The organism is uncultured Salinicola sp. (assembly GCF_937921195.1).
GTDB lineage: Bacteria > Pseudomonadota > Gammaproteobacteria > Pseudomonadales > Halomonadaceae > Salinicola.
In genome coordinates this window covers 1-20,819 of sequence record NZ_CALFQK010000097.1, presented here as the reverse complement: position 1 = coordinate 20,819, position 20,819 = coordinate 1, and the positions used below count along the sequence as shown (strand labels likewise).

The 20,819-nt window shown below is 65.3% G+C and carries 19 protein-coding genes; 13 read left to right on the top strand and 6 right to left on the bottom strand.

The window, feature by feature from the left end:
* The first annotated feature begins 37 nt into the window (after positions 1–37).
* The 3 genes from cysW to Q0602_RS08565 all read left to right on the top strand — a co-directional run bounded on the left by cysW (position 38) and on the right by Q0602_RS08565 (position 2,651).
* On the top strand, positions 38–865 hold the full coding sequence (cysW, locus tag Q0602_RS08575; protein ID WP_298841559.1) for a sulfate ABC transporter permease subunit CysW: 828 nt from the start codon (positions 38–40) through the stop codon (positions 863–865).
* Positions 862–1,947, top strand: coding sequence for a TOBE-like domain-containing protein (locus tag Q0602_RS08570; RefSeq protein ID WP_298841556.1), 1,086 nt, complete (start codon positions 862–864; stop codon positions 1,945–1,947). The genes cysW and Q0602_RS08570 overlap by 4 nt, the downstream gene beginning before the upstream one ends.
* Before the next feature lie 110 nt (positions 1,948–2,057).
* Complete coding sequence (locus Q0602_RS08565; protein ID WP_298841553.1) at positions 2,058–2,651, top strand: YajG family lipoprotein; 594 nt, start codon at positions 2,058–2,060, stop codon at positions 2,649–2,651.
* A 54-nt stretch (positions 2,652–2,705) separates the two neighbouring features.
* On the opposite strand, the gene Q0602_RS08560 is transcribed toward Q0602_RS08565, so the two are convergent.
* The 3 genes from Q0602_RS08560 to Q0602_RS08550 form a co-directional block, all read right to left on the bottom strand.
* Entirely contained in the window at positions 2,706–3,422 is a 717-nt protein-coding gene (locus tag Q0602_RS08560; RefSeq protein WP_298841550.1) for a thiopurine S-methyltransferase, read from the bottom strand.
* Positions 3,423–3,441: 19 nt separating this feature from the next.
* Positions 3,442–4,023, bottom strand: coding sequence for a TIGR04211 family SH3 domain-containing protein (locus tag Q0602_RS08555; protein ID WP_338100606.1), 582 nt, complete (start codon positions 4,021–4,023; stop codon positions 3,442–3,444).
* 278 nt (positions 4,024–4,301) lie between these two features.
* Positions 4,302–4,631 carry a DUF1820 family protein gene (locus tag Q0602_RS08550; protein WP_149435606.1) on the bottom strand — a complete coding sequence of 110 codons (330 nt, stop codon included), beginning with the start codon at positions 4,629–4,631 and terminating at the stop codon, positions 4,302–4,304.
* Between the two features lie 265 nt (positions 4,632–4,896).
* Between Q0602_RS08550 and miaB the strand changes: the two genes are divergently transcribed.
* The 7 genes from miaB to Q0602_RS08515 all read left to right on the top strand — a co-directional run bounded on the left by miaB (position 4,897) and on the right by Q0602_RS08515 (position 13,879).
* Complete coding sequence (gene miaB, locus Q0602_RS08545; RefSeq protein WP_298841545.1) at positions 4,897–6,246, top strand: tRNA (N6-isopentenyl adenosine(37)-C2)-methylthiotransferase MiaB; 1,350 nt, start codon at positions 4,897–4,899, stop codon at positions 6,244–6,246.
* 248 nt (positions 6,247–6,494) lie between these two features.
* Positions 6,495–7,499, top strand: a complete 1,005-nt coding sequence (locus tag Q0602_RS08540) for a PhoH family protein (RefSeq protein ID WP_295036705.1) — start codon at positions 6,495–6,497, stop codon at positions 7,497–7,499.
* Positions 7,496–7,981: an rRNA maturation RNase YbeY gene (gene ybeY, locus Q0602_RS08535; protein ID WP_298841542.1), complete on the top strand. Its 486-nt coding sequence runs from the start codon at positions 7,496–7,498 to the stop codon at positions 7,979–7,981. Before Q0602_RS08540 ends, ybeY begins: the two co-directional genes overlap by 4 nt.
* 291 nt (positions 7,982–8,272) lie before the next feature.
* Positions 8,273–9,166 carry an HlyC/CorC family transporter gene (locus tag Q0602_RS08530; protein ID WP_298841539.1) on the top strand — a complete coding sequence of 298 codons (894 nt, stop codon included), beginning with the start codon at positions 8,273–8,275 and terminating at the stop codon, positions 9,164–9,166.
* A gap of 90 nt (positions 9,167–9,256) precedes the next feature.
* Positions 9,257–10,744 carry an apolipoprotein N-acyltransferase gene (gene lnt, locus Q0602_RS08525; RefSeq protein ID WP_295036691.1) on the top strand — a complete coding sequence of 496 codons (1,488 nt, stop codon included), beginning with the start codon at positions 9,257–9,259 and terminating at the stop codon, positions 10,742–10,744.
* A 272-nt stretch (positions 10,745–11,016) separates the two neighbouring features.
* Positions 11,017–12,393 carry a VOC family protein gene (locus Q0602_RS08520; RefSeq protein ID WP_298841534.1) on the top strand — a complete coding sequence of 459 codons (1,377 nt, stop codon included), beginning with the start codon at positions 11,017–11,019 and terminating at the stop codon, positions 12,391–12,393.
* 115 nt (positions 12,394–12,508) lie between these two features.
* Positions 12,509–13,879, top strand: coding sequence for an MFS transporter (locus Q0602_RS08515; RefSeq protein WP_298841532.1), 1,371 nt, complete (start codon positions 12,509–12,511; stop codon positions 13,877–13,879).
* Between the two features lie 16 nt (positions 13,880–13,895).
* Here Q0602_RS08515 and Q0602_RS08510 read toward each other — a convergent pair whose 3' ends face one another.
* Positions 13,896–15,260: a hypothetical protein gene (locus tag Q0602_RS08510; RefSeq protein ID WP_298841530.1), complete on the bottom strand. Its 1,365-nt coding sequence runs from the start codon at positions 15,258–15,260 to the stop codon at positions 13,896–13,898.
* A gap of 141 nt (positions 15,261–15,401) precedes the next feature.
* The gene (locus Q0602_RS08505; RefSeq protein WP_295036681.1) at positions 15,402–15,953 is read right to left on the bottom strand and encodes a zinc ribbon-containing protein; all 552 of its coding nucleotides are present in this window, start codon (positions 15,951–15,953) and stop codon (positions 15,402–15,404) included.
* A 238-nt stretch (positions 15,954–16,191) separates the two neighbouring features.
* Here Q0602_RS08505 and leuS point away from each other — a divergent pair, with 238 nt between their 5' ends.
* The 3 genes from leuS (at position 16,192) to holA (ending at position 20,417) form a co-directional block, all read left to right on the top strand.
* Positions 16,192–18,762, top strand: a complete 2,571-nt coding sequence (gene leuS / locus Q0602_RS08500) for a leucine--tRNA ligase (RefSeq protein ID WP_295036679.1) — start codon at positions 16,192–16,194, stop codon at positions 18,760–18,762.
* A gap of 111 nt (positions 18,763–18,873) precedes the next feature.
* The gene (lptE, locus tag Q0602_RS08495; protein ID WP_298841527.1) at positions 18,874–19,362 is read left to right on the top strand and encodes an LPS assembly lipoprotein LptE; all 489 of its coding nucleotides are present in this window, start codon (positions 18,874–18,876) and stop codon (positions 19,360–19,362) included.
* Entirely contained in the window at positions 19,359–20,417 is a 1,059-nt protein-coding gene (holA, locus tag Q0602_RS08490; protein WP_298841525.1) for a DNA polymerase III subunit delta, read from the top strand. Before lptE ends, holA begins: the two co-directional genes overlap by 4 nt.
* Before the next feature lie 64 nt (positions 20,418–20,481).
* On the opposite strand, the gene Q0602_RS08485 is transcribed toward holA, so the two are convergent.
* A partial coding sequence (locus Q0602_RS08485) for a carbohydrate-binding protein (protein WP_298841524.1) occupies positions 20,482–20,819 on the bottom strand: 338 nt, incomplete at its 5' end.

Below are 20,819 nucleotides of genomic sequence, written 5' to 3'. Positions count from 1 at the left end.
GCCGCTTCATCAAGCGACTGCATGGAGGGCGCGGCTGATGATTCGTATCGGTGATGCACCGCGTGTCCGCCGACTGCTGATCGGCACGGCGCTGGCGCTGACGGCGCTGTTCCTGCTGCTGCCGCTGGTGGCGATCTTCGCCCAGGCATTGATGAGCGGCATCGACGTCTATTGGCAAAACCTCAGCAATGCCTACACCCTCTCCGCCATCGGCCTGACCCTGCTGGTGGCGGCGATCACGGTGCCGGTCAACCTGATCTTCGGGGTGTTCCTGGCCTGGCTGGTGACGCGCTTCGATTTCCCCGGCCGGCGCCTGCTGCAGACGCTGATCGATATTCCGTTCGCGGTCTCGCCGGTGGTGGCGGGCCTCGTCTATCTGCTGCTTTATGGCCGCAATGGCTGGCTCGGCGGCTGGCTCGACGCCCACGATATTCAGATCATGTTCGCCTGGCCGGGCATCGTGCTGGTGACGCTGTTCGTCACCTGCCCGTTCGTGGCGCGGGAGCTGATTCCGCTGATGCAGGCGCAGGGCTCTCGCGAGGAGGAAGCCGCGGTCACCCTCGGCGCTTCCGGCTGGACGATCTTTCGTCGCGTGACGCTGCCGAACATCCGCCATGCGCTGCTCTACGGCGTGATTCTGACCAACGCCCGCGCCGTGGGTGAATTCGGCGCGGTGTCGGTGGTCGCCGGGGCGATTCGTGGCCAGACCAACACTCTGCCGCTACAGGTCGAGCAGCTCTACCAGGACTACAACACCGTCGGTGCCTTCACCAGCGCCTCGCTGCTGGCACTGCTGGCACTGCTGACGTTGGCCGCCAAGGCCGCACTCGAATGGCGCGCCGCGCGCCGGGAGACCGCGACATGAGTATTCGCATCTCGCAGATCGACAAGACTTATGGGCGCACCCGCGCCCTGGAGCCCATCGATCTCGACATTCACGATGGCGAGTTGATCGGGCTACTCGGCCCTTCCGGTTCCGGCAAGACCACGCTGCTGCGCATCGTCGCGGGCCTGGAACAGGCCGACGGCGGCTCGATCCACTTCGGCGACCGCGACGTGACCCGGGTGCACGTGCGCGACCGGCGCATCGGCTTCGTGTTCCAGCACTACGCGCTGTTTCGCCACATGAGCGTGTTCGACAACGTCGCCTTCGGTCTCACCGCCATGCCGAGGGCCACGCGGCCCTCCAGCGGCGAGATCCGCTCGCGGGTCATGCAACTGCTGGAGATGGTCCGGCTGCAGGATTTCGCCCAGCGCTTCCCGGCTCAGCTCTCCGGCGGCCAGCAACAGCGCGTCTCGCTGGCCCGCGCCCTGGCCCTGAAGCCCGACGTGCTGCTGCTCGACGAGCCGTTCGGCGCACTGGACGCCAAGGTTCGCCAGGAGCTACGCCGGTGGCTGCGTCATCTCCATGAAGAACTCCACTTCACCAGCCTGTTCGTGACCCACGATCAGGAAGAGGCGCTGGAGCTGTCGGATCGGGTGGTGGTGATGAGCAACGGCCGGGTCGAGCAGATCGCCACGCCGGACACCCTCTATCGCCAACCCGCCAACCAGTTCGTGTTCGAGTTCCTGGGAGACGTCAACCGGCTCGAGGGCGATGTCGAAGACGAGGTCCTGACCTGCGGCGACGCACGCGTTGCGGTACCCGGCGTCGAGAATGGCCGCCAGGAGCTGTTGCTGCGACCTCACGAGATCCGGCTGGAGGACCAGCCCGATACCCGCGCGCATCTCCCGGTCAGCGTCACGGCCGTCGTCCCGGTCGGCGCCGAGGTCCGCCTCGAGCTGGAGGCCGACTGGCTCGGCGAACCCTGGCTGGCCACCATCGGTCACGCCGAATTCGAGCGTCTGGATGTGAAACGAGGCAGGCGTCTTTTCGCAAAGCCCAGCCGCCTGCATCGCTTCGACACGCCACGACCGCAGACACTGGCACCGCTGGCGACCTCCTGAACCGGACCGCGCCGGCGAGCTGGGCGATGCGCCCATTGACGTTCCGGAAACGGACAAGCGGTGTCTATAATGGGCCTTGTCCGTTCCCATGATTCGAGAGGTTCACTGTTATGCGTCAATGGTTTGCACTCAAGTGCACGGCCACAATGCTGCTGCTCGGCCTGCTGACGGCGTGTGCGCAGAGTCCACAGATCTTGTCCGTGAGTCCCAAGGTGAGCGGCGACTTCCCGCACACCGGCAACGGGCAGTCGGTCGCCCTCGAAGTGGTCGACGGACGGGACAGCAGCGTCATCGGCACCCGTTCGGGAACGGCCTCGTCGACATCGACGATTACCGTCGAAGCCCACGACGTGATTCCCAAGATTCGCGCCCAGGCAGAGAATGCCCTGCGGAGCATGGGCTTCAATCCCACCAACCAGAACGATGGCGGCCCCGCCCTGACCCTGACCCTGTCGGAGCTGAACTACGCGCGCGGCACGGCCGAGCAGCCGCTACTGGGCGCCTCGCAGCTGCAGGCGGTCATCCAGGCGGAAGTCGACAACGGCGGCAACACCTATACCGGCCGCTACACCGCCAAACGCTCACAGAGCTACGCACTCAAGCCGGACTGGGATACCAACAACCGCATGGTGAGTGAACTGTTGAGCAATGCCCTCGACCGGACGTTCCGCGACCAGCAGCTGGCCAACCTGCTGGCCCGCTGACTGCCGGGGGAGCGCGCGTGCCATCATCGGCATGCCGCAACGACGAACCGCCTGTCACGGTGACGTGACAGGCGGTTCGTCGTTTGCCGGTGTCCATCTCTGGACGGGGCCGGGCCTCGCCTGGCGGGCGGGACCGCGCCGGGTCAGTTGCCAGACGCTCTCGACCATGCCATCGGCGGCCGCAGCGACGTCGCACAGCACCAGCTCGAAATTCGGCGCCATCAGCGCCTCGACCTCGGCGTGGGTCACGCTGAACGGCGGGCCCCGGTCGGGGTCGTCGTGGATCAGGGTAATCAGCAGGCCGCGCGTGCCGGGCAGCAACAGCTGGGCCAGGTGGTGGGCGTAGCGTTGACGCGTGGCGGGCGGCAGCGCGATCAGGGCGGCACGGTCGTAGAAGCCCGCCAGTTCGGCGGCCTGCTCCACCTGGAAGTGGAAGAAATCGCCACACCACAGCTCGACACGCCCCAGGCGGGTGCACTCGAAGCCGGACTGGCGATAACGCAGCGCCGCCCGCCTCTTCTCCGCGACAAGCTGCTCCTCCGCGATGAACTGTTCGATGGCCAGTGGAGACAGCTCGATTCCCAGCACCGGGTTGCCGCGCTCGACCAGCCAGCGCATGTCGCGGCTTTTGCCGCACAGCGGCACCAGAATCTTGGCGCCGCCACCCAACTCGAGCCGGTGCCAGAAAGCCTCCAGCGCCGGATGCGGCGACTCGCGGTGGAAGCCGATGCGCCCCTGCCGCCAGCGCTGCAACCAGTCCGTCCCGCTCATGCCCGTCGCCCCCGCAGGCTCAGAACCAGCGGTCGCGCTTGCGACGGCGGCGAGGCAGATGCGGAACGATCAGCCCCAGAATCAGGCCCGCCCCAGCGACGCCGCCGCCATACATGAAGTAGCGCATCAGCAGGTCTTCCTCCTGGGTGTCCAGACGCGCCTGCATCTCGCGCATCTTGCTTTCGGACTGGGAGTAAGCCTGGTTGAGCTGATTGTTGGTGGCCTGGAGCTCATCGACCTGAGCCTGGCGGTCCTTCAGTTCGTTGCGCATGTCGGCAACCCGCTGGTTCCACTCGTCGTCGATGCCATCGAGGCGCGTGGTCAACTGGTCGACCTTCTTCTGCAGCGCCGGTAGCTGCTGCTGGGCGCTGGGCTGGTCCTGGATGAACTGGGACTGCACCCACACTTCATCGCCATCCGGGCCACGGACCTGGGTGTAGTCACCCTGGGTCTGCAGCACCGTGACCGGATCGCCACTGGTGAGCGTCCCCACGATGCGATAGCCGTCGGTCGGCCCGCTGCGCACGAACGTGGTCAGGGAGTCGCTGACCCAGTGGCCATCCTGCGCCAGGGCGGAAGCGGAGAACAGAGCTGCACTCAAGGCACATCCCATGACTAGATTTCGAATTTTCAACATATCGTCGTGATCTTAAGTGGCTAATCGATAACGGTTGGGCATCTCGTATTCACGCAACGATGAATCGGGCGACGATGAGACCGCATCTCGCCTCCTGCGAGAGCGATGAACCAATCATCCACACCTTCTGTGGATAACCATTTGGACAACTTGCGTAACAGTGACGTCATTCACCGGCTGCCCAGGCATTCGCGACAAACTGGTGAAAAACTGACCAACCCGTGGCGTTTCCAGCTGTCGTCTCAGCCGTCATCCCTGGGCGGCCAGGCCATGGGCCGCGGGAACTCGGTGACGTTGCCTTCGGCCTTGACCGCCTTGGCCGCGCCACCTCGCTCCACCTCATCGATACGCACGATCGCACTGTAGGGGATATAGCTGCGATTGACGCCATCGAAGGTCCGGCGCAGTTTCTCGGCGCCGGGGTCGACGACCACTTTGGTCTGGTCCTCGAACACGAAGGACTCGATCTCGATGAAGCCCCACAGATCGCTTTGGAAGATCTCCCTGGCGTAGAGTTCCCACACTTCACCCTGATTGTGAAACACTACCCGATAGATCGGCTTACTGGGCATAGACTAACGGCTCTCTCGATAACATCTGCCAGGCTCGCGGGTACTCGGTCCCGGATCATGGCGTCGCAAATAGGCGCAAGGGTACCACAGCCGCCACGCCATGCGAGCGACACGGGTTGGCTGTATCGCTCCATCGCCCGTATAATGCCGCGTTCTCGAGGAAGCACGGCCCGGCAGCGACTCCACGCCGGCAGCCGGTTCCGGCTATTTTTCTCATCCTCCACGGGGCATCGGTGACGCGCGCATGGCCGCAGCAACGCAACCTATGACGAAGAAGCTGTTCATCAAGACCCACGGCTGTCAGATGAACGAGTACGACTCCGCCCGCATCGCGGACCTGCTCGGCGAATCTCATCGTCTGGAACTCACCGACAAGGAGGGTGAGGCCGACGTCATCCTGCTCAACACCTGCTCGATTCGCGAAAAGGCACAGGAGAAGGTGTTCCACCAGCTCGGGCGCTGGAAAAAGCTGAAGGCCGCGAACCCGGATCTGGTCATCGGCGTAGGCGGCTGCGTGGCCAGCCAGGAAGGCGAGAACATCCGCAAGCGCGCACCGCATGTCGACATGGTGTTCGGCCCGCAGACGCTGCACCGGCTGCCGACTATGCTCGACGCGCGCAGTAAGAGTGCGACGCCGATCCAGACGGTGGACGTCACCTTCCCCGAGATCGAGAAGTTCGACCATCTGCCCAAGCCGAAATCCGACGGCGCCACGGCGTTCGTCTCGATCATGGAAGGTTGCTCCAAGTACTGCACTTTCTGTGTCGTCCCCTATACCCGCGGCGAAGAGGTGTCGAGGCCCTTCGAGTCGGTGATGGAGGAGGTCGTGCATCTGGCCGACCAGGGCGTTCGCGAGATCAATCTGCTGGGCCAGAACGTCAACGCCTACCGCGGGCTCGACGCGGGCGGCGACGAGATCGACCTGGCGGAACTGATCGCCTGCGTGGCGGCGGTGGACGGCATCGACCGCATTCGCTTCACCACCTCGCACCCGGTCGAATTCTCCGACAGCCTGATCGAAGCCTACGGCGAGATCCCGGAACTGGTCAGCCATCTGCACCTGCCGGTGCAATCGGGCTCGGACCGCATCCTGGCGGCCATGAAACGCGGACACGGGCGCGACATGTATATCGACAAGCTCGAGCGCATTCGCGCCCTGCGCCCGGACATCAGCTTCTCCTCGGACTTCATCATCGGCTTCCCCGGCGAGACCGACGCCGACTTCGAGGACACCATGGACCTGATCCACCGCATCGGCTTCGATGCGTCGTTCAGCTTCATCTACTCCAAGCGCCCCGGCACGCCCGCTTCCAGTCTGCCGGACGAGACGTCGGTGGAGACCAAGAAGCAGCGGCTGGCGATCCTGCAGGACCGACTCAACCAGCAGACCCAGCAGATCAGCCGCCGCATGGTCGGCAACCGCGAGCGGATCCTGGTGACCGGCTTCTCGCCCAAGGACCCCGGGCAGCTGTCGGGCCGGACCGAGAACAACCGTGTCGTCAACTTCCGGGCCGAGGATCCGACATCGCTCATCGGCTACTTCGTCGATGTCACCATCACCGAAGCGCTTCCCAATTCGTTGCGCGGCGAGCTGGCCTCTTCCGAGCGCCATTGACGCGGCGCGTGGAGAGGCGCGCCTGCTCCGCCTCTACGCGCCCGCTTACAGCCACCGCACTCCCGCAGCCCGCCGTTCGCCCCCCACGCGAGCGATGCGGGCCGGAGTTGATCACGATCATTGCTCCGACCGGAAGCGGCGCAGTAAGCTGACGATACTTTTCCACTCCAACGGATCTCTTTGCGTTGACCCAAGACCAGCAGTCCGACAACCGCGTCGTGTCCCTGACACTCGAACCCAACGACCCCATGCGCCTGGCCAATCTCTGTGGCCAGCGCGATGAACACCTGAAGCTCGTCGAGGCGCGCATGGGCGTGACCCTGCGCAATCGCGGCAACGTCTTTCAGCTCGCCGGTCCGGATGCCGGCGTCAAGGCGGCGGCGAACGTGCTCGAGCACCTCTATCGCGAGACCGAAGCCGACGAACTGACGCCGGACACCGTGCACCTCTACCTGCAGGAGTCGGGCGTCGAGGCAATGGAAGAAGAGACCGGCGATATCGAAGCCGGCGGCCTGCTGATTCGTACGCCACGGACACTGATCAAACCGCGTGGCTTCAACCAGCAGGGCTATGTCGCCAGCATCCGCCGCCATGACATCAACTTCGGCATCGGCCCCGCGGGTACCGGCAAGACCTATCTAGCGGTCGCGGCGGCAGTCGAAGCGCTGAACCGTCAGGAAGTCAGACGCATCCTGCTGGTGCGCCCCGCCGTCGAGGCCGGCGAGAAGCTCGGCTTCCTGCCCGGCGACCTGGCCCAGAAGATCGATCCCTATCTGCGTCCGCTCTACGATGCGCTTTACGAAATGCTGGGCTTCGAGCACGTCAACAAGCTGATCGAGCGCCAGATCATCGAGATCGCGCCGCTGGCCTACATGCGCGGACGAACGCTCAACAACGCCTTCATCATCCTCGACGAGAGCCAGAACACGACCCGCGAGCAGATGAAGATGTTCCTGACCCGCATCGGCTTCGGCTCGACCGCCGTCATTACCGGCGATGCGACGCAGGTCGATCTGCCGCGGGGCTCGAGCTCGGGGCTGATCCATGTTCTCGAGGTGCTGCGCGATACCGCGGGTATCGGCATCACCCAGTTCGCCCCCAAGGACGTCGTCCGCCATCCGCTGGTGCAACGCATCATCGAGGCCTACGACATCCACGAGGCGACGGAGGAGGCAGCACAGCGCCAGCGCCGCGAGGATCGCCGCCAGGCGCGTCTCGATGCCGAAACCCAGCGGGATCAAGACGATTCATGAGCCTCGAGATCGATCGCCAGGTCGCCGTCGGCGAACAGGCCGAAGCCGAACTACCCGAAGCAGCCGACCTCGAACGCTGGATGACGGCGGTGCTCGAGCACGAGGCGGATCCGCGCAGCGAATTGACCATCCGCTTCGTCGAATGCGACGAGAGCCGGCAGCTCAATCGCGACTATCGGGGAAAGGACAGCCCGACCAACGTGCTCTCCTTCCCGTTCGAGGCGCCCCCCGGGCTCGAGCTGCCGCTGCTCGGCGATCTGGTCATCTGCCACGAGATCGTGGTGCGCGAAGCGCGGGACCAGGGCAAGTCGACCCACGACCACTACGCCCATCTGGTAATACATGGCGGCTTGCATTTGCTCGGCTATGACCATATAGATGACGAGGAAGCCGAGCGAATGGAGGCGCTGGAGCGTGCGCTGCTCGCCCGGTTCGGCATTGCGGACCCCTATCGCGACACCGATCCGATACCCGATGCCTAGACTTCGACACACAACTCCGACACTCAGTGCCATGCCGACACCGACGAGATCTTCCTGCCTTCACTGGGAACGATCCAGCGAGACCCCGGCCCCGACGGCCGAACAGCCCGACGAGCCTCCGCCTGGCCGCCTCCGGATTGCGGACGGCCCCCTCTGGATATCGATCATCGATTCGACGCGTCCCGCCATCGGGTACGCGCGTGCCGTGGCGTCTTCATCACCCAGCCGGACGCCCCGGAGCGATATCACTTTCCCCTTCCGTGCGTCATCCGAGGACAAGAGACCACAGTCATGAGCGAAGACCGATCGAGTAGCCAGGGCAGTCGATCCTGGCTTGAAAAACTCATCAGTACCTTCTCCAGCGATTTCGATGAACCCAGCTCCCGTGAGGAGCTACTCACCTTCCTGCGCGAGGCTGGTCCCCGCCTGAACCTGGATCAGGATGCGCTGACCATCATCGAGGGCGCCTTCCAGATCAGCGACCAGCAGGTTCGCGAAGTCATGATCCCCCGCTCCCAGGTCACTGCGATCAGCGTGACGCAGCGACCGGAGGATTGCCTGCCGATCATTCTGGAGACCGCCCATTCCCGCTATCCGGTGATCGACGACAACCTCGATGACGTGCTCGGCATCCTGCTGGTCAAGGACCTGCTGCCGTTGCTCAAGGGCAACAGCCAGGAACGCGAAGCCTTCGAGCTGCGGGACGTGCTGCGTCCGGCGATGTTCGTGCCCGAGTCCAAGCGACTCAACAGTCTGCTCAAGGAGTTCCGCGATACCCACAATCACATGGCGATCGTGGTCGACGAGTACGGCGGCACCGCCGGCATCGTCACCATCGAGGACATCCTCGAGCAGATCGTCGGCGATATCGAGGACGAGCACGATACCGATGAAGAGGAAGACATTCGCGACATGGGCGACGGCACCTACGCCGTGCGCGCACTGACGCCGATCGAGGACTTCAACGAACACTTCGATACCGAATTCTCCGATGACGAGTTCGATACCGTCGGCGGTCTGATCATGCAGCGTTTCGGCCATCTGCCCGGCCGCAACGAGCATACCGATCTCGGCGAATGGCGATTCACGGTTCTCAACGCCGACAACCGCCGCATTCGTCTGCTGCAGGCCAAACCCGTACCGGTCGAAATCGAGAGCGAAACTCCGCGTCGGATCGAGAGCTGAGCGATCCGGCCTGAACGGGTCGCAACCACTTGGCGCATTTGACCGGCAACTTTGATATAAGGGGCACTTTTCGCCAGGAGTGCCCTCGACATGCCGCAAGCCAAGCCGTTGATTTCCTCCCGCCGCCCATGGCCTGGCTATCTTGCTGCGCTGGTCGCCGGCGGGTTCTCCACGCTCTCCTTCGCGCCCTTCCACCTGTGGTGGCTGGGGCCGGTGGCGGTGGCCCTGATGTATCTCGGCCAGCACCGCCTGAGCGTCGGCCAGGCAGCGCTTCGCGGCTGGCTGTTCGGGGTCGGGCTATTCGGTACCGGTACTTCCTGGGTCTACGTCTCGATCCACGACTACGGCTACACCGGCGTACCGCTGGCGCTGTTCCTGACAGCGCTGTTCGTCGGCACGCTGGCGCTGTTCCACGCCTTCGTCTTCGGTCTCTACCGCCGCTTCACCTCATCCCGGCTCGCCTTTCTCAGCTTTGCCGGTATCTGGGTGCTGGGAGAGGCCTTCCGCAGCTGGGCCTTCACCGGCTTTCCCTGGCTGCTGCTGGGCAGTGCCCAGGTCGATTCCCCGCTGGCGCCATGGGCGCCCGTCGGCGGCGTCTATCTGCTGTCGTTGATCGTCGCCCTCACGGGCACGCTACTGGTCGAGTTCTGCCGCCGGCGCTGGTGGGCGGCAGCCCCGATCGCCCTGCTCTGGCTGGCGCCGCTGGCGCTGCCCAGCCACTGGACCACGCCGGCGGCGGATCCGCTGCGAGTCGCGCTGCTGCAGGGCAATCTCCCCCAGCTCTCCAAGTGGAGTCCCGAGGGGCAGCGCAACGCCGTCAACACCTATACCCGGATGACCCGCGAACAACCCGACGATGTCGACATCATCGTGTGGCCGGAGACCGCGCTGCCGATGTTCGAGCGCCAGGCCCGGCCGTTCATGGCCCGCCTGCAGTCGACGCTGCCGCCGGAGACCTCGCTGCTGACGGGTATCGTTCAGCGTGACGAAGCGGGACGCTACTACAATGCGATCACTGGCGTCGGCGATGTCCGCGGCGAGTATCGCAAGAGCCATCTGGTGCCGTTCGGCGAATTCCTGCCGCTGGACTTCCTGCTGCGCGGGATCATCGACTTCTTCGACCTGCCGATGTCGGACTTCGCCGCGGGCGCCGACTCCCAACCGCCGATCCTGACCCACGGTGTCGCCATCGGCAGCGCCATCTGCTACGAGATCGTCTACCCCGACCTGGTTGCGGAGCGGGCGCGAGACGCCAACGTCCTGCTGACGGTTTCCAACGATACCTGGTTCGGCCGCTCGATCGGTCCGTTGCAGCACCTGCAGATGGCACGCCTGCGAGCGCTCGAGAACGGTCGCTACGTCGTCCGCGCCACCAGCAACGGCGTGACCGCGATCATCGACGACCAGGGCCGTCTGCGGGAGCGCGCTCCCCAGTTCGCGACCGCCAGCGTCGTCGGCGATATCGTCCCGATGACCGGGCTGACGCCGTTCACTCGCACCGGTAGCTGGCCGACCTGGCTACTCTCGTTGCTGCTGCTGGCTCCGGCGCTGGTCTGGAAGACGCGCCAATCGCCCTGAAACGCCCCATCGACGCCGCCGCCACGCCGCCGGGATTCCTTTTCGAACCCGGTGGATGGCGGCGCCATCCTTTCGAGACGATCCCTCCGCACCAGCCATTCCTCTCTCCTCTCTTCTTTCTTCCCTCTTCCCTCTTCCCCCCCATACTCTCCTCCGCTTTTCCAATATGCGACGCGCGTTTATCGATTGGTTCCAGGCCGACTCCTGTCGCTTGCCTCCAGGGCACCGATAGCGTTGGATGAAGGTCTTCATTTCCGGTCATCGAGTCTGCCATGACACTGCCACTGGTCTCCCCCGACGATATCCGCAGCGCCTTTTCGCAAGCCATGTCCGACATGTATCGCCAGGAGGTGCCGCAGTATGGCGATCTGCTGAAACTGGTCGCCGACATCAACCGCAGGACCCTCGAGGCGGACCCGGCGCTGGCGGCCCAGTTTGACGCCCACGACGAAACGTCGCGCCTGGACGTCGAGCGCCACGGTGCGATTCGGGTAGGCACCGCCGACGAGCTGTCGATGCTCAGGCGCGTCTTTGCGCTGATGGGCATGTTCCCGGTGAGCTACTACGACCTGTCGGCAGCCGGCGTGCCGGTCCACTCCACCGCATTCCGGCCCATCGATGAGGCATCGCTCAAGCGCAACCCGTTCCGGGTCTTCACCTCGCTGCTGCGCCTGGAACTGATCGAAGAGGACGAGCTGCGCCGCCAGGCCGCCGCGATTCTGGCCGAGCGCGACATCTTCACGCCCGGTGCCAGGGAGCTGGTCGCGATTGGCGAACGCCAGGGCGGGTTCGACAGCGATCAGGCCGAACGCTTCGTGAACGAAATCCTCGAGACCTTCCGCTGGCATCGCGACGCGACCGTCGATCATGACACCTACCGGGCGCTGCACGACGCGCATCGTCTCGTGGCCGACGTGGTCTGCTTCCGCGGGCCACATATCAATCACCTCACCCCGCGAACGCTGGATATCGACGCCGCCCAGGCCGCCATGCCGGGCTACGGCATCACGCCCAAGGCGGTCATCGAGGGCCCGCCCCGGCGCCAGTGCCCCATCCTGCTGCGCCAGACCAGCTTCAAGGCGCTGGAAGAGCCGGTCCGTTTCGCCGCCAGCGACGAGAGCGGCACCCATACCGCCCGCTTCGGCGAGATCGAGCAGCGCGGTGCGGCGCTGACGCCCAAGGGCCGCGCGCTCTACGACGAGCTGCTGACCCGCTCGCGTCAGGCGCCGGCCGCGGCCGACAATACGGCGCACCAGCGCCAGTTGAGCGGATGCTTCTCGGCGTTTCCCGACGATCCGCAGACGCTGCGGCGCGACGCCCTCGCCTACTTTCGATACCGTGTCAGCGAGAGCGGCCGCCAGCAGCTGGCCAAGGGAGAGCCGGTGCCATCCTCGCTCGACGCCGCCATGGCGGCCGACTGGATCGAAGCCACGCCGATCACCTACGAGGATTTCCTGCCGGTGAGCGCTGCCGGCATCTTTCAGTCGAACCTGGGCGATGCAAAGCATCAGGCCTATGCCAGCGAATCCAACCAGAGCGCCTTCGAACTCGCCCTTGGCCGACCGGTCCACGACCAGTTCGAACTCTACGCTCGGCTACAGGCAGATTCGCTGGAGCGGGCAAGGCAACAGCTGGGTATCCAGGCGTGAGGGCTGTCGCCCAGGAGGCGTCGTGGCCAGAACACTTCTCGTCGCCTGAATGGCGATAGTCATTCGCCGGTCGCCCTAGGCTGAGAGCTTCGCTCGAAACCCCTGGAGACTGGCAATGGCAACGGTCAACAATAACAACGCGACCGCTTCGGCCCCGACCGATATCGATCTGGCCACACTACGCAAGGTGATCGCGGCATCGGCGATCGGCAATTTCGTCGAGTGGTTCGATTTCGCCGTCTACGGCTTTCTGGCCGTGATCATCGCACAGCATTTCTTTCCCCCCGGCGACGATTCACTGGCACTGTTGCAGACATTCGCGGTATTCGCGGTCTCGTTTGCGCTACGTCCGCTGGGCGGCATCTTCTTCGGCATGCTCGGCGACAGGATCGGCCGCAAGCGCATACTGTCCGTCACCGTGCTGCTGATGGCCGGCGCCACCACCCTGATCGGCGTGCTGCCGACCTACGCCAGCGTCGGGCTGTTCGCGCCGCTGGCACTGGCGCTGGCCCGCTGCGTCCAGGGCTTCTCCGCCGGCGGCGAATATGCCGGCGCCTGCGCTTTCGTGATGGAACATGCGCCGACCCGCCGCAAGGCCCGCTACGGCAGCTTCGTTCCGGTCTCGACCTTTCTGGCCTTCGCCACCGCGGCGGCGCTGACCTTCTCCATCAGCGCCCTGCTGTCCGAGGAGGCCTTGAACGCCTGGGGCTGGCGCGTGCCGTTCCTGATTGCCGCCCCGCTGGGGTTGGTCGGGCTCTACATGCGCCTGCGCCTGGACGAATCCCCCGCCTTCCAGGCCCTGAAAGCCCAGCATGCCGTGCCGCAGGCGCCGCTGAAGGAGACCGTCCGCACCCACGGCGCCACCATCGTCAGCCTCAGCGCCTTCATCTCGGTAACGGCGCTGTCGTTCTACATGTTCACGACCTACTTCACGACCTACATGCAGGTGGTCGGCGACGCCACGCGCACCACGGCGCTGCTGGCCAGCCTCGTCGCGCTGCTCTTCGCCGCGGCGCTGTGTCCATTCGTGGGACGCTATGCCGATCGGGTCGGGCGCCGCAAGACGATACTGACCGCCGGGGCGTGCCTCATCGGGGCGGTCTTCCCCGCCTATACGCTGGCCGGCAGTGGCGAGTGGTGGGCATCGCTGATCGGAGCGATGCTGATGGCGGTGGGCGCGGTAATCTGCGGCGTGGTGACGGCGGTGCTGCTGTCGGAGCAGTTCCCGACGCGCGTTCGATACACCGCCTCGGCGCTCTGCTACAACGTCTCCTACACGATCTTCGGCGGCACGGCGCCGTTGGTCGCGACCTGGCTGATCGATCGCACCGGCAACAACCTGTCGCCCGCGATCTACCTGATCGCGATCACGCTACTGGCGATGTGGGGTGGGCTACGCCTGCCGGAGTCGTCGCATCGGGCGCTGGACGCCGACGAGGCCGAGTGGCAGCGATCATCCAAGCCGGACGTGCAACCCGCGCTCTAGACCGTAAACCGCATGCTCAAGGCTGGCGGGCATAGACCCTGGCGCGCCAGTCAGCCACCTCGTAGTCGGTGTCGAAATGGCAGCCCCCTTCGTAGACACTGGCTTCCCGCGTCTCGCAGTAGCGGGCGATCGCCTCCGGAGTGGGCTTGCGGTCGCGCTCCACCCAGCGGTCCAGCGCCTCCAGTGCGGCGGCGTACTGCGGCGTGGAGAGCTTGCTGTGCACCGCTTCGTCAGTATAGATCTGGACCAGGCTGTCGGCGGTCCCGCTATCCTCGCGTGCCCGCCGATAGAGCCACTCGTTCTCCACGAAGATGATCGGATCGTCGATCGCGTGCATGGTCACCGTGGGGATATCGGTCATGCCGGTGAGCCCGGCATCATCGCCCAGCTTCTCGACCGCCCGGGCATCCTCGTCGAATCGGGAGATCCCCGCGTTGAGCGCGTCGTCGTTGCTCGAGCCGCGGTAGCGTACGCCGCGGTTCGAAAACGGGCTTGCCCCGTCGAGCCGCTGCTCGACCATGTCCTGGAACAGGAACGTCGACCAGCGCATGTGCGCCTTCAGCGTGCCCGGCGGGATCCGCACGACATCGACGATATTGTTCAGCGTCTGCTGCTGGACGAGCGTGCGCTGCTCCGCCGGCAGCCCGGCGCCGGTGCACGCGTCGACCCGGGCGTTGAGCGCTTCCGGGGTCATGTCGCTTCCCTTCGGCAGCCCCTCCCACAAGGGGTATTGCCGTTCGCCGGGATAGGGATGGTTGGCGCAGTAGTACTGGTAGACCGCCCGCAGGTCGGCGCGGAACTGATAGGCCTGGGCGCCGCCCCCCAACACGCCGCTGGTGAGCAGCGCCCCGTCGTAACGGTACCGGCCCTCCTTGTCCGTGCCGTAGAGCTCCATGGCCTTGGCGGCCACGTTGCCCCCCCACGACTGCCCGTGAAGGTAGATGCGATCGGGCTGGCCGAAGCGCGCGACGAAAAGCCGCCGCAGATAGTCGGTATCCTCGGCCGCCATTCGCACGCCATAGCCGCCTCGCCGATAGCTGGAGCCGGCCCAGGCGTAGCCTTCCCGGACCATCACGTCGTACTGGCGCAGATCGATATCGAGCGGATCGTCGGGCCGAGGCGCGTTGGGGCGTGGTCCGCCGTGACTGTGGAGCACCAGCTTGTGGTTCCAGCCGTCGGGGATCGCGATCCAGTAATAGGCGCCGTGCGTATCCTGGCCGGTAAAACACCGCGTCGCCTCGGGCAGCCAGTCAGGGCAGCCGGCGCTCGCCATGGACTCGGCGTCCCGGGCGAGCGCATCGGCCTGAAGCGGGTCGCAAAACCCGGCCAGCAGGCCGATGGCCAGCAGACCCCGTCGCCACTTGCGGATTGACTTCGGCACGATCCGGTCCCTCGTCGGTTTCAGCGTGGAATGCCGTTACGACTTATGTCGATGCCGAATGTTCCCCGGCGTTTCTGGTTTCGCGAGAGCCCTGGTTTCTCGAGAGTCCTGGTTTCGCCAGAGCCGTACGAGGACGGCCCCTTACGACTGCCCTTGATCGGGGTCGGCCTGGGCGGTGCCCGACTCACGCTGGAAGTAGCGGTGACCACAGGCGTGACAGGCATCCAGCCGCGACACCTGGTCGAGCAGGACGACCGCGCCACAGTGCACGCAGCTCATGCGCCCCGGCAGCGCCACCTCGCCGGCCGTATAGTCGGCACGGGCCGCCTCGAGGTCGTCGTCGAAGCGCTCCCGGTCGATGGTGGTGCGATCGGCGATCGAGAACAGCGCCTCGCTGACCCGGCGGGACAGCACGTCGAGATCGATGCCCAGCCAGGTCGCGACGCCTTCGCCGCCCTTGGCGAGGAACTGGCGAAAGTCGCGCATGTCGCGCTCGACCCAGGCCCGGAGCAGCGCCATCTCGTCCTTGGTGAACTCCTCGAATTCGGACTCGAACGCCACCGCCTCGTCGAGCTCGTGCTGGAAGCTCTCCCAGGAGAGCTCGCCCCCGCCATCCTTGAGGCGGGTCAGGATACGTTCGTAGGCCTCACTGAGACGCGAACGCGATTCGGGTCGTGGCTGTTGCTCGTCCATGGCTATCCCCTTCTCTGGCGTTGGTGGAATCCGACGCCGGTCGAACTCCGTGCTGCGCATTGCAGAACCTCGTTGCGAGAGCCTCGCCCCCAGACCCTACCTGCAACAGCGGGTCTGGGGTATGCTTGTGGGCCTGAAAAATCAAGCCGACCCCGCTCTTTTCGTCTGCGATGAGTATAGCTTTTCGCGGGGACTCTGGCGCTCCCACACGCCGAACGCAAGGTGCCTGACCGAACCGATGGACGCACAGTACAACCCGCAAGCGATCGAAAACGCCGCCCAGCAATACTGGAACCAGCATCAGAGCTTCAAGGCCGTCGAGGACTCGGCGCGCGAGAAGTTCTACTGCCTGTCGATGTTCCCCTACCCCAGCGGCAAGCTACACATGGGCCATGTGCGCAACTACACCATCGGCGACGTGGTGACGCGCTTCCAGCGCATGCAGGGCAAGAACGTGCTGCAACCGATGGGCTGGGACGCCTTCGGCATGCCCGCCGAGAATGCGGCGATCAAGAACCGCGTCGCGCCGGGCAAGTGGACCTACGAGAACATCGACTACATGCGCGGCCAGCTCAAGGCGCTCGGCTTCGCCTACGACTGGAACCGCGAGTTCGCCACCTGCGACGTCGACTACTACCGCTGGGAGCAGTGGTTTTTCGCCAAGCTGGTCGAGAAAGGCGTCGTCTACAAGAAGATGTCCACGGTCAACTGGGACCCGGTCGACCAGACCGTACTCGCCAACGAGCAGGTGATCGACGGTCGCGGCTGGCGTTCCGGCGCTCGGGTCGAGCGCAAGGAGATCCCGCTGTGGTTCCTCAAGATCACCGACTACGCCGATGAGCTGCTGGCCGATCTCGACGAGGTCGAGTGGCCCGAGCAGGTCAAGACCATGCAGCGCAACTGGATCGGCAGATCCCGCGGTGTCGAACTCTCTTTCGACGTCGACGGCCTCGATCAGCGCCTCGATGTCTACACCACGCGCCCCGACACCCTGTTCGGCGTGACCTACGTCGCCGTCGCCGCCGGCCATCCGCTGGCCAGGCGCGCCGCCGAGGGCGATCCGGCCATGGCCGAGTTCCTGCTCGAGTGCCAGCAGGGCGGCAACTCCGAGGCCGAACTGGCGACCATGGAGAAGCGTGGCCGCGACACCGGTTTCCACGCCATCCATCCGTTGACCGGCCACAACGTGCCGATCTTCGTCGCCAACTTCGTGCTGATGGAGTACGGCACCGGCGCGGTCATGGCCGTTCCCGCCCACGACCAGCGCGACTGGGAGTTCGCCACCAAGTACGCGCTGCCGATCGCACCCGTCATCGCCGATGAAAACGGGCAGGCACCGGACCTGTCCGCCGCCGCCTTCGTCGAGCACGGCAAGCTGATCAACTCCGGCGAGTTCGACGGGCTCGACTTCGAAGCCGCGTTCGATGCCATCGCCGCCAGGCTGGAGTCGCTGGGACGTGGCCGGGTCAAGATCAACTACCGCCTGCGCGACTGGGGCGTCGCCCGCCAGCGTTATTGGGGAGCGCCGATCCCGATCAAGTATGGTCCCGAAGGTCAGACCGTACCGCTCACCGACGACGAGTTGCCCGTGGCGCTGCCGATGGAAGTCGAGGTCGACGCCTCCGGCTCGCCGCTGAAGAAGATGCCGGCTTTCTACGACCTCGGCGACGGCTGGACCCGCGAAACCGATACCTTCGACACCTTCATGGAGTCGTCCTGGTACTACGCCCGCTTCTGCTGCGCCGACAATCCGGAAGCGATGCTCGACGAGCGTGCCGACTACTGGCTGCCGGTGGATCTCTACATCGGCGGTATCGAGCATGCGATCCTGCACCTGCTCTACGCCCGCTTCTTCCACAAGCTGATGCGCGACGAGGGGCTGGTTCACAGCGACGAGCCTTTCCAGCGTCTGCTGACCCAGGGCATGGTGATCGCCGAGACCTTCTATCGCGACACCGCGAATGGCGGCAAGGAGTGGTTCAACCCCGCCGACGTCGAGGTCGAGCGTGACGACAAGGGCCGGCCGATCCGTGCCAGGTTGTCCAGCGACGGCCAGCCTGTCGAGATGGGCGGCATCGAGAAGATGTCCAAGTCGAAGAACAACGGCGTCGATCCGCAAGCGATGATCGACCGCTTCGGCGCGGATACCGTACGCCTGTTCATGATGTTCGCCGCCCCGCCGGAACAGTCCCTGGAGTGGTCGGATTCCGGCGTCGAGGGAGCGCACCGTTTCCTCAAGCGGCTGTGGAAACTGGTCGCCGACCATGTCGCGACGGGAACGCCGGTGCCGCTGGAAACCGGCACGCTGAACGACACCCAGAAGGAGCTGCGTCGCAAGACCCACGAGACGATCGCCAAGGCGGGCGACGACATCGGCCGACGGACCACCTTCAATACCGCCATTGCCGCGGTGATGGAGCTGACCAACGCGCTGGGGCGTTTCGACGACACCACACCGCAGGGTCTCGCCGTCAGCCGCGAAGCCATCGAAGCCTGCGTTCTGCTGCTGGCACCGATCACCCCCCACGCCTGTCACGCGCTGTGGCTGTCGCTGGGGCATCAGGAGCCGGTCATCGACGCGGCCTGGCCGACGGTGGACGCGGACGCCCTGGTCAAGGCCAGCGTGGAGCTGGTGGTACAGGTCAATGGCAAGCTGCGCGCCCGACTCGACGTACCCGCGGAGGCCGACAAGGCCACGGTGGAGTCCCTCGCCCTGGCGGAGGAGAACGTCCAGCGCCATATCGAAGGCAAGAGCGTGCGCAAAGTGATCGTTGTCCCCGGTAAGCTGGTCAACGTCGTTGCCAACTGAAGGATCACCGACCGGTATACCGATGTCCGCGCTATCGGCTACCCCACGGGTCGACACTGGACCCCACCCGGCACTGCGGAAGCAGTGCCGCCATGCGAATAGGAGCTTTTCATGATGCGTCGCACCGCCCTGGCCGGCCTGATGGCCGTATCGCTGACCGTGCTGGCCGGCTGCGGCTTCCAGCTCCGTGGACTGCATCAGCCGGCCCTGGGCATTTCGGAGCTCAGCCTCAGCGCCAACGTCTCCCCGCTCAGCGAGGAAGTCCGCCGCTCGCTCGAGAGCGCCGGCACGCGGGTCGTGGAAGATGCCGACCTGCGCGTCAACCTCGGCGACGAGAGGATCGGCGAGAATCGGCTGACGCGATCCGATTCCGGCAGCCGGGAGACCTCGATCACCCTGACCGCCCCGTTCTCGGTCCAGCGCGTCTCGGACAGCGCCTACCTGCTCAATCAGCAGCAGCTCGAGGTGTCGACGACGGTACTGCTCTCCACCGATGACATCTACTCCGGGGAAGAGGCACGCACCAACGCCATCGAACAGTTGCGACGCGACGCGGCCACTCAGTTGATCGACCGGCTGGACGCACTCGAGACACCATGAAGGTCTTTCCCGACAAGCTGGAAGAGTCGCTCAACAAGCGCCTGCCGCCAGTGGTGATGATCGCTGGAGACGAGCCGCTGATACACCTCGAGGCCTGCGACGCCGTGCGCCGGGTCGCACGGGAGCGAGGCGTCGAGGAGCGGGAAGTCATGCACGTCGAATCGGGCTTTCAGTGGACGCAACTGCTGGAGTCGGCATCCAGCCTCTCGCTGTTCGCCTCGAGCAAGCTGATCGAACTGCGTCTGGGAGGACAGTCTCCCGGCCAGGAAGGCGGCAAGGCGCTGGAGGCCTACGCCGAGCAGGCCGGCGCCAGCGACAACGTGCTGCTGCTCTCCAGTCAGCGACTCGATCGCAAGGCGCAATCGAGCAAGTGGTTCAAGACGCTCGACAAACTGGGGCTGTTCGTTCCGGTGTGGCCGGTGGATCACCAGCGGCTGGGGTTCTGGATGCGCGACCGTGCCAACCGCTATGGCTTCACGATGGACATGGAGGCGGCCCGCCTTCTCGGCGAACGCACCGAGGGCAATCTGCTCGCCGCCGACCAGGAACTGCAGAAGCTGGCCTTGCTGCTGCCCCCGAATGCACGTCTCGATGCCGCCGCCATCGCCAACGGGGTCGAGAGTAGCGCGCGCTACGACGTCTTCACACTCTCCGACGCCTGCCTGAAGGGCGATCGCGACCGGGTCGTGCGAATCGTCCGCGGCCTGCGCCAGGAAGGGGTCGAGGCGCCCGTCATCCTGTGGGCATTGACACGCGAGCTGCGAATTCTGCTGTCGATCTTCCAGCACCTGGATCAGGGCCAGAGTCTGGAACACGCCTGCAAGGCGCAGCGGCCGATGATTCCCGAGAAGCGCCGCCCCGGCTATCAGCAGGCACTCAAACGGCTGCCGCAGCGACGCTTGCACAAGCTGCTGCTGTTCTCCCAGCGTATCGACCTGGCCATCAAGGGCGCCATCGCGCTACCGATCTGGGACTCTCTCCAGGATCTCGCCCTCACCCTGTCCGGCGGTCGCGGTATCCTGGCCGAAATGCCCCACGCCTACCGGTCCGGCTAGTCGCCTGCCGGTATCTGGCTCTCCGGCCGGGCGAAGGCCCGGCCGATCGGCGGCCCGGAATGCCTCAGGCCAACCCTGCCGTATCCGGATGATCGACACCGGCCACGGCAACATCGTCGCTGGGGACGAACCCCTCGAGTTCCGCGGTCTGCATCAGGCTAGAATCCCCCTCGCTCGCCATCCTGGTTGCCATTGGAGAAGCGACCGCCAACGTGTTCTCCGGGGTCAGCGTGAATGACTGCAGATTCATGGCGCCGCCGTTGAAGGTCAGCCGGAGCGTCTGCTCGCCGGCCGACAGATCCAGCTCGATGCCGTCGTTGGCCTGATAGTTGTTCCACCCACCGGTATTGGTCACGGCATGGGGAGCGGCGCTGGTGTAGGTCGCGCCGTCCTGCTCGACGC

Excerpts from the sequence above, each read along its gene's own strand:
- cysW (WP_298841559.1), top strand. The coding sequence starts at position 38 with ATGATTCGTATCGGTGATGCACCGCGTGTCCGCCGACTGCTGATCGGC.
- Q0602_RS08570 (WP_298841556.1), top strand. The coding sequence starts at position 862 with ATGAGTATTCGCATCTCGCAGATCGACAAGACTTATGGGCGCACCCGC.
- Q0602_RS08565 (WP_298841553.1), top strand. The coding sequence starts at position 2,058 with ATGCGTCAATGGTTTGCACTCAAGTGCACGGCCACAATGCTGCTGCTC.
- Q0602_RS08560 (WP_298841550.1), bottom strand. The coding sequence starts at position 3,422 with ATGAGCGGGACGGACTGGTTGCAGCGCTGGCGGCAGGGGCGCATCGGC.
- Q0602_RS08550 (WP_149435606.1), bottom strand. The coding sequence starts at position 4,631 with ATGCCCAGTAAGCCGATCTATCGGGTAGTGTTTCACAATCAGGGTGAA.
- miaB (WP_298841545.1), top strand. The coding sequence starts at position 4,897 with ATGACGAAGAAGCTGTTCATCAAGACCCACGGCTGTCAGATGAACGAG.
- Q0602_RS08540 (WP_295036705.1), top strand. The coding sequence starts at position 6,495 with ATGCGCCTGGCCAATCTCTGTGGCCAGCGCGATGAACACCTGAAGCTC.
- ybeY (WP_298841542.1), top strand. The coding sequence starts at position 7,496 with ATGAGCCTCGAGATCGATCGCCAGGTCGCCGTCGGCGAACAGGCCGAA.
- Q0602_RS08530 (WP_298841539.1), top strand. The coding sequence starts at position 8,273 with ATGAGCGAAGACCGATCGAGTAGCCAGGGCAGTCGATCCTGGCTTGAA.
- lnt (WP_295036691.1), top strand. The coding sequence starts at position 9,257 with ATGCCGCAAGCCAAGCCGTTGATTTCCTCCCGCCGCCCATGGCCTGGC.
- Q0602_RS08520 (WP_298841534.1), top strand. The coding sequence starts at position 11,017 with ATGACACTGCCACTGGTCTCCCCCGACGATATCCGCAGCGCCTTTTCG.
- Q0602_RS08515 (WP_298841532.1), top strand. The coding sequence starts at position 12,509 with ATGGCAACGGTCAACAATAACAACGCGACCGCTTCGGCCCCGACCGAT.
- Q0602_RS08505 (WP_295036681.1), bottom strand. The coding sequence starts at position 15,953 with ATGGACGAGCAACAGCCACGACCCGAATCGCGTTCGCGTCTCAGTGAG.
- leuS (WP_295036679.1), top strand. The coding sequence starts at position 16,192 with ATGGACGCACAGTACAACCCGCAAGCGATCGAAAACGCCGCCCAGCAA.
- lptE (WP_298841527.1), top strand. The coding sequence starts at position 18,874 with ATGATGCGTCGCACCGCCCTGGCCGGCCTGATGGCCGTATCGCTGACC.
- holA (WP_298841525.1), top strand. The coding sequence starts at position 19,359 with ATGAAGGTCTTTCCCGACAAGCTGGAAGAGTCGCTCAACAAGCGCCTG.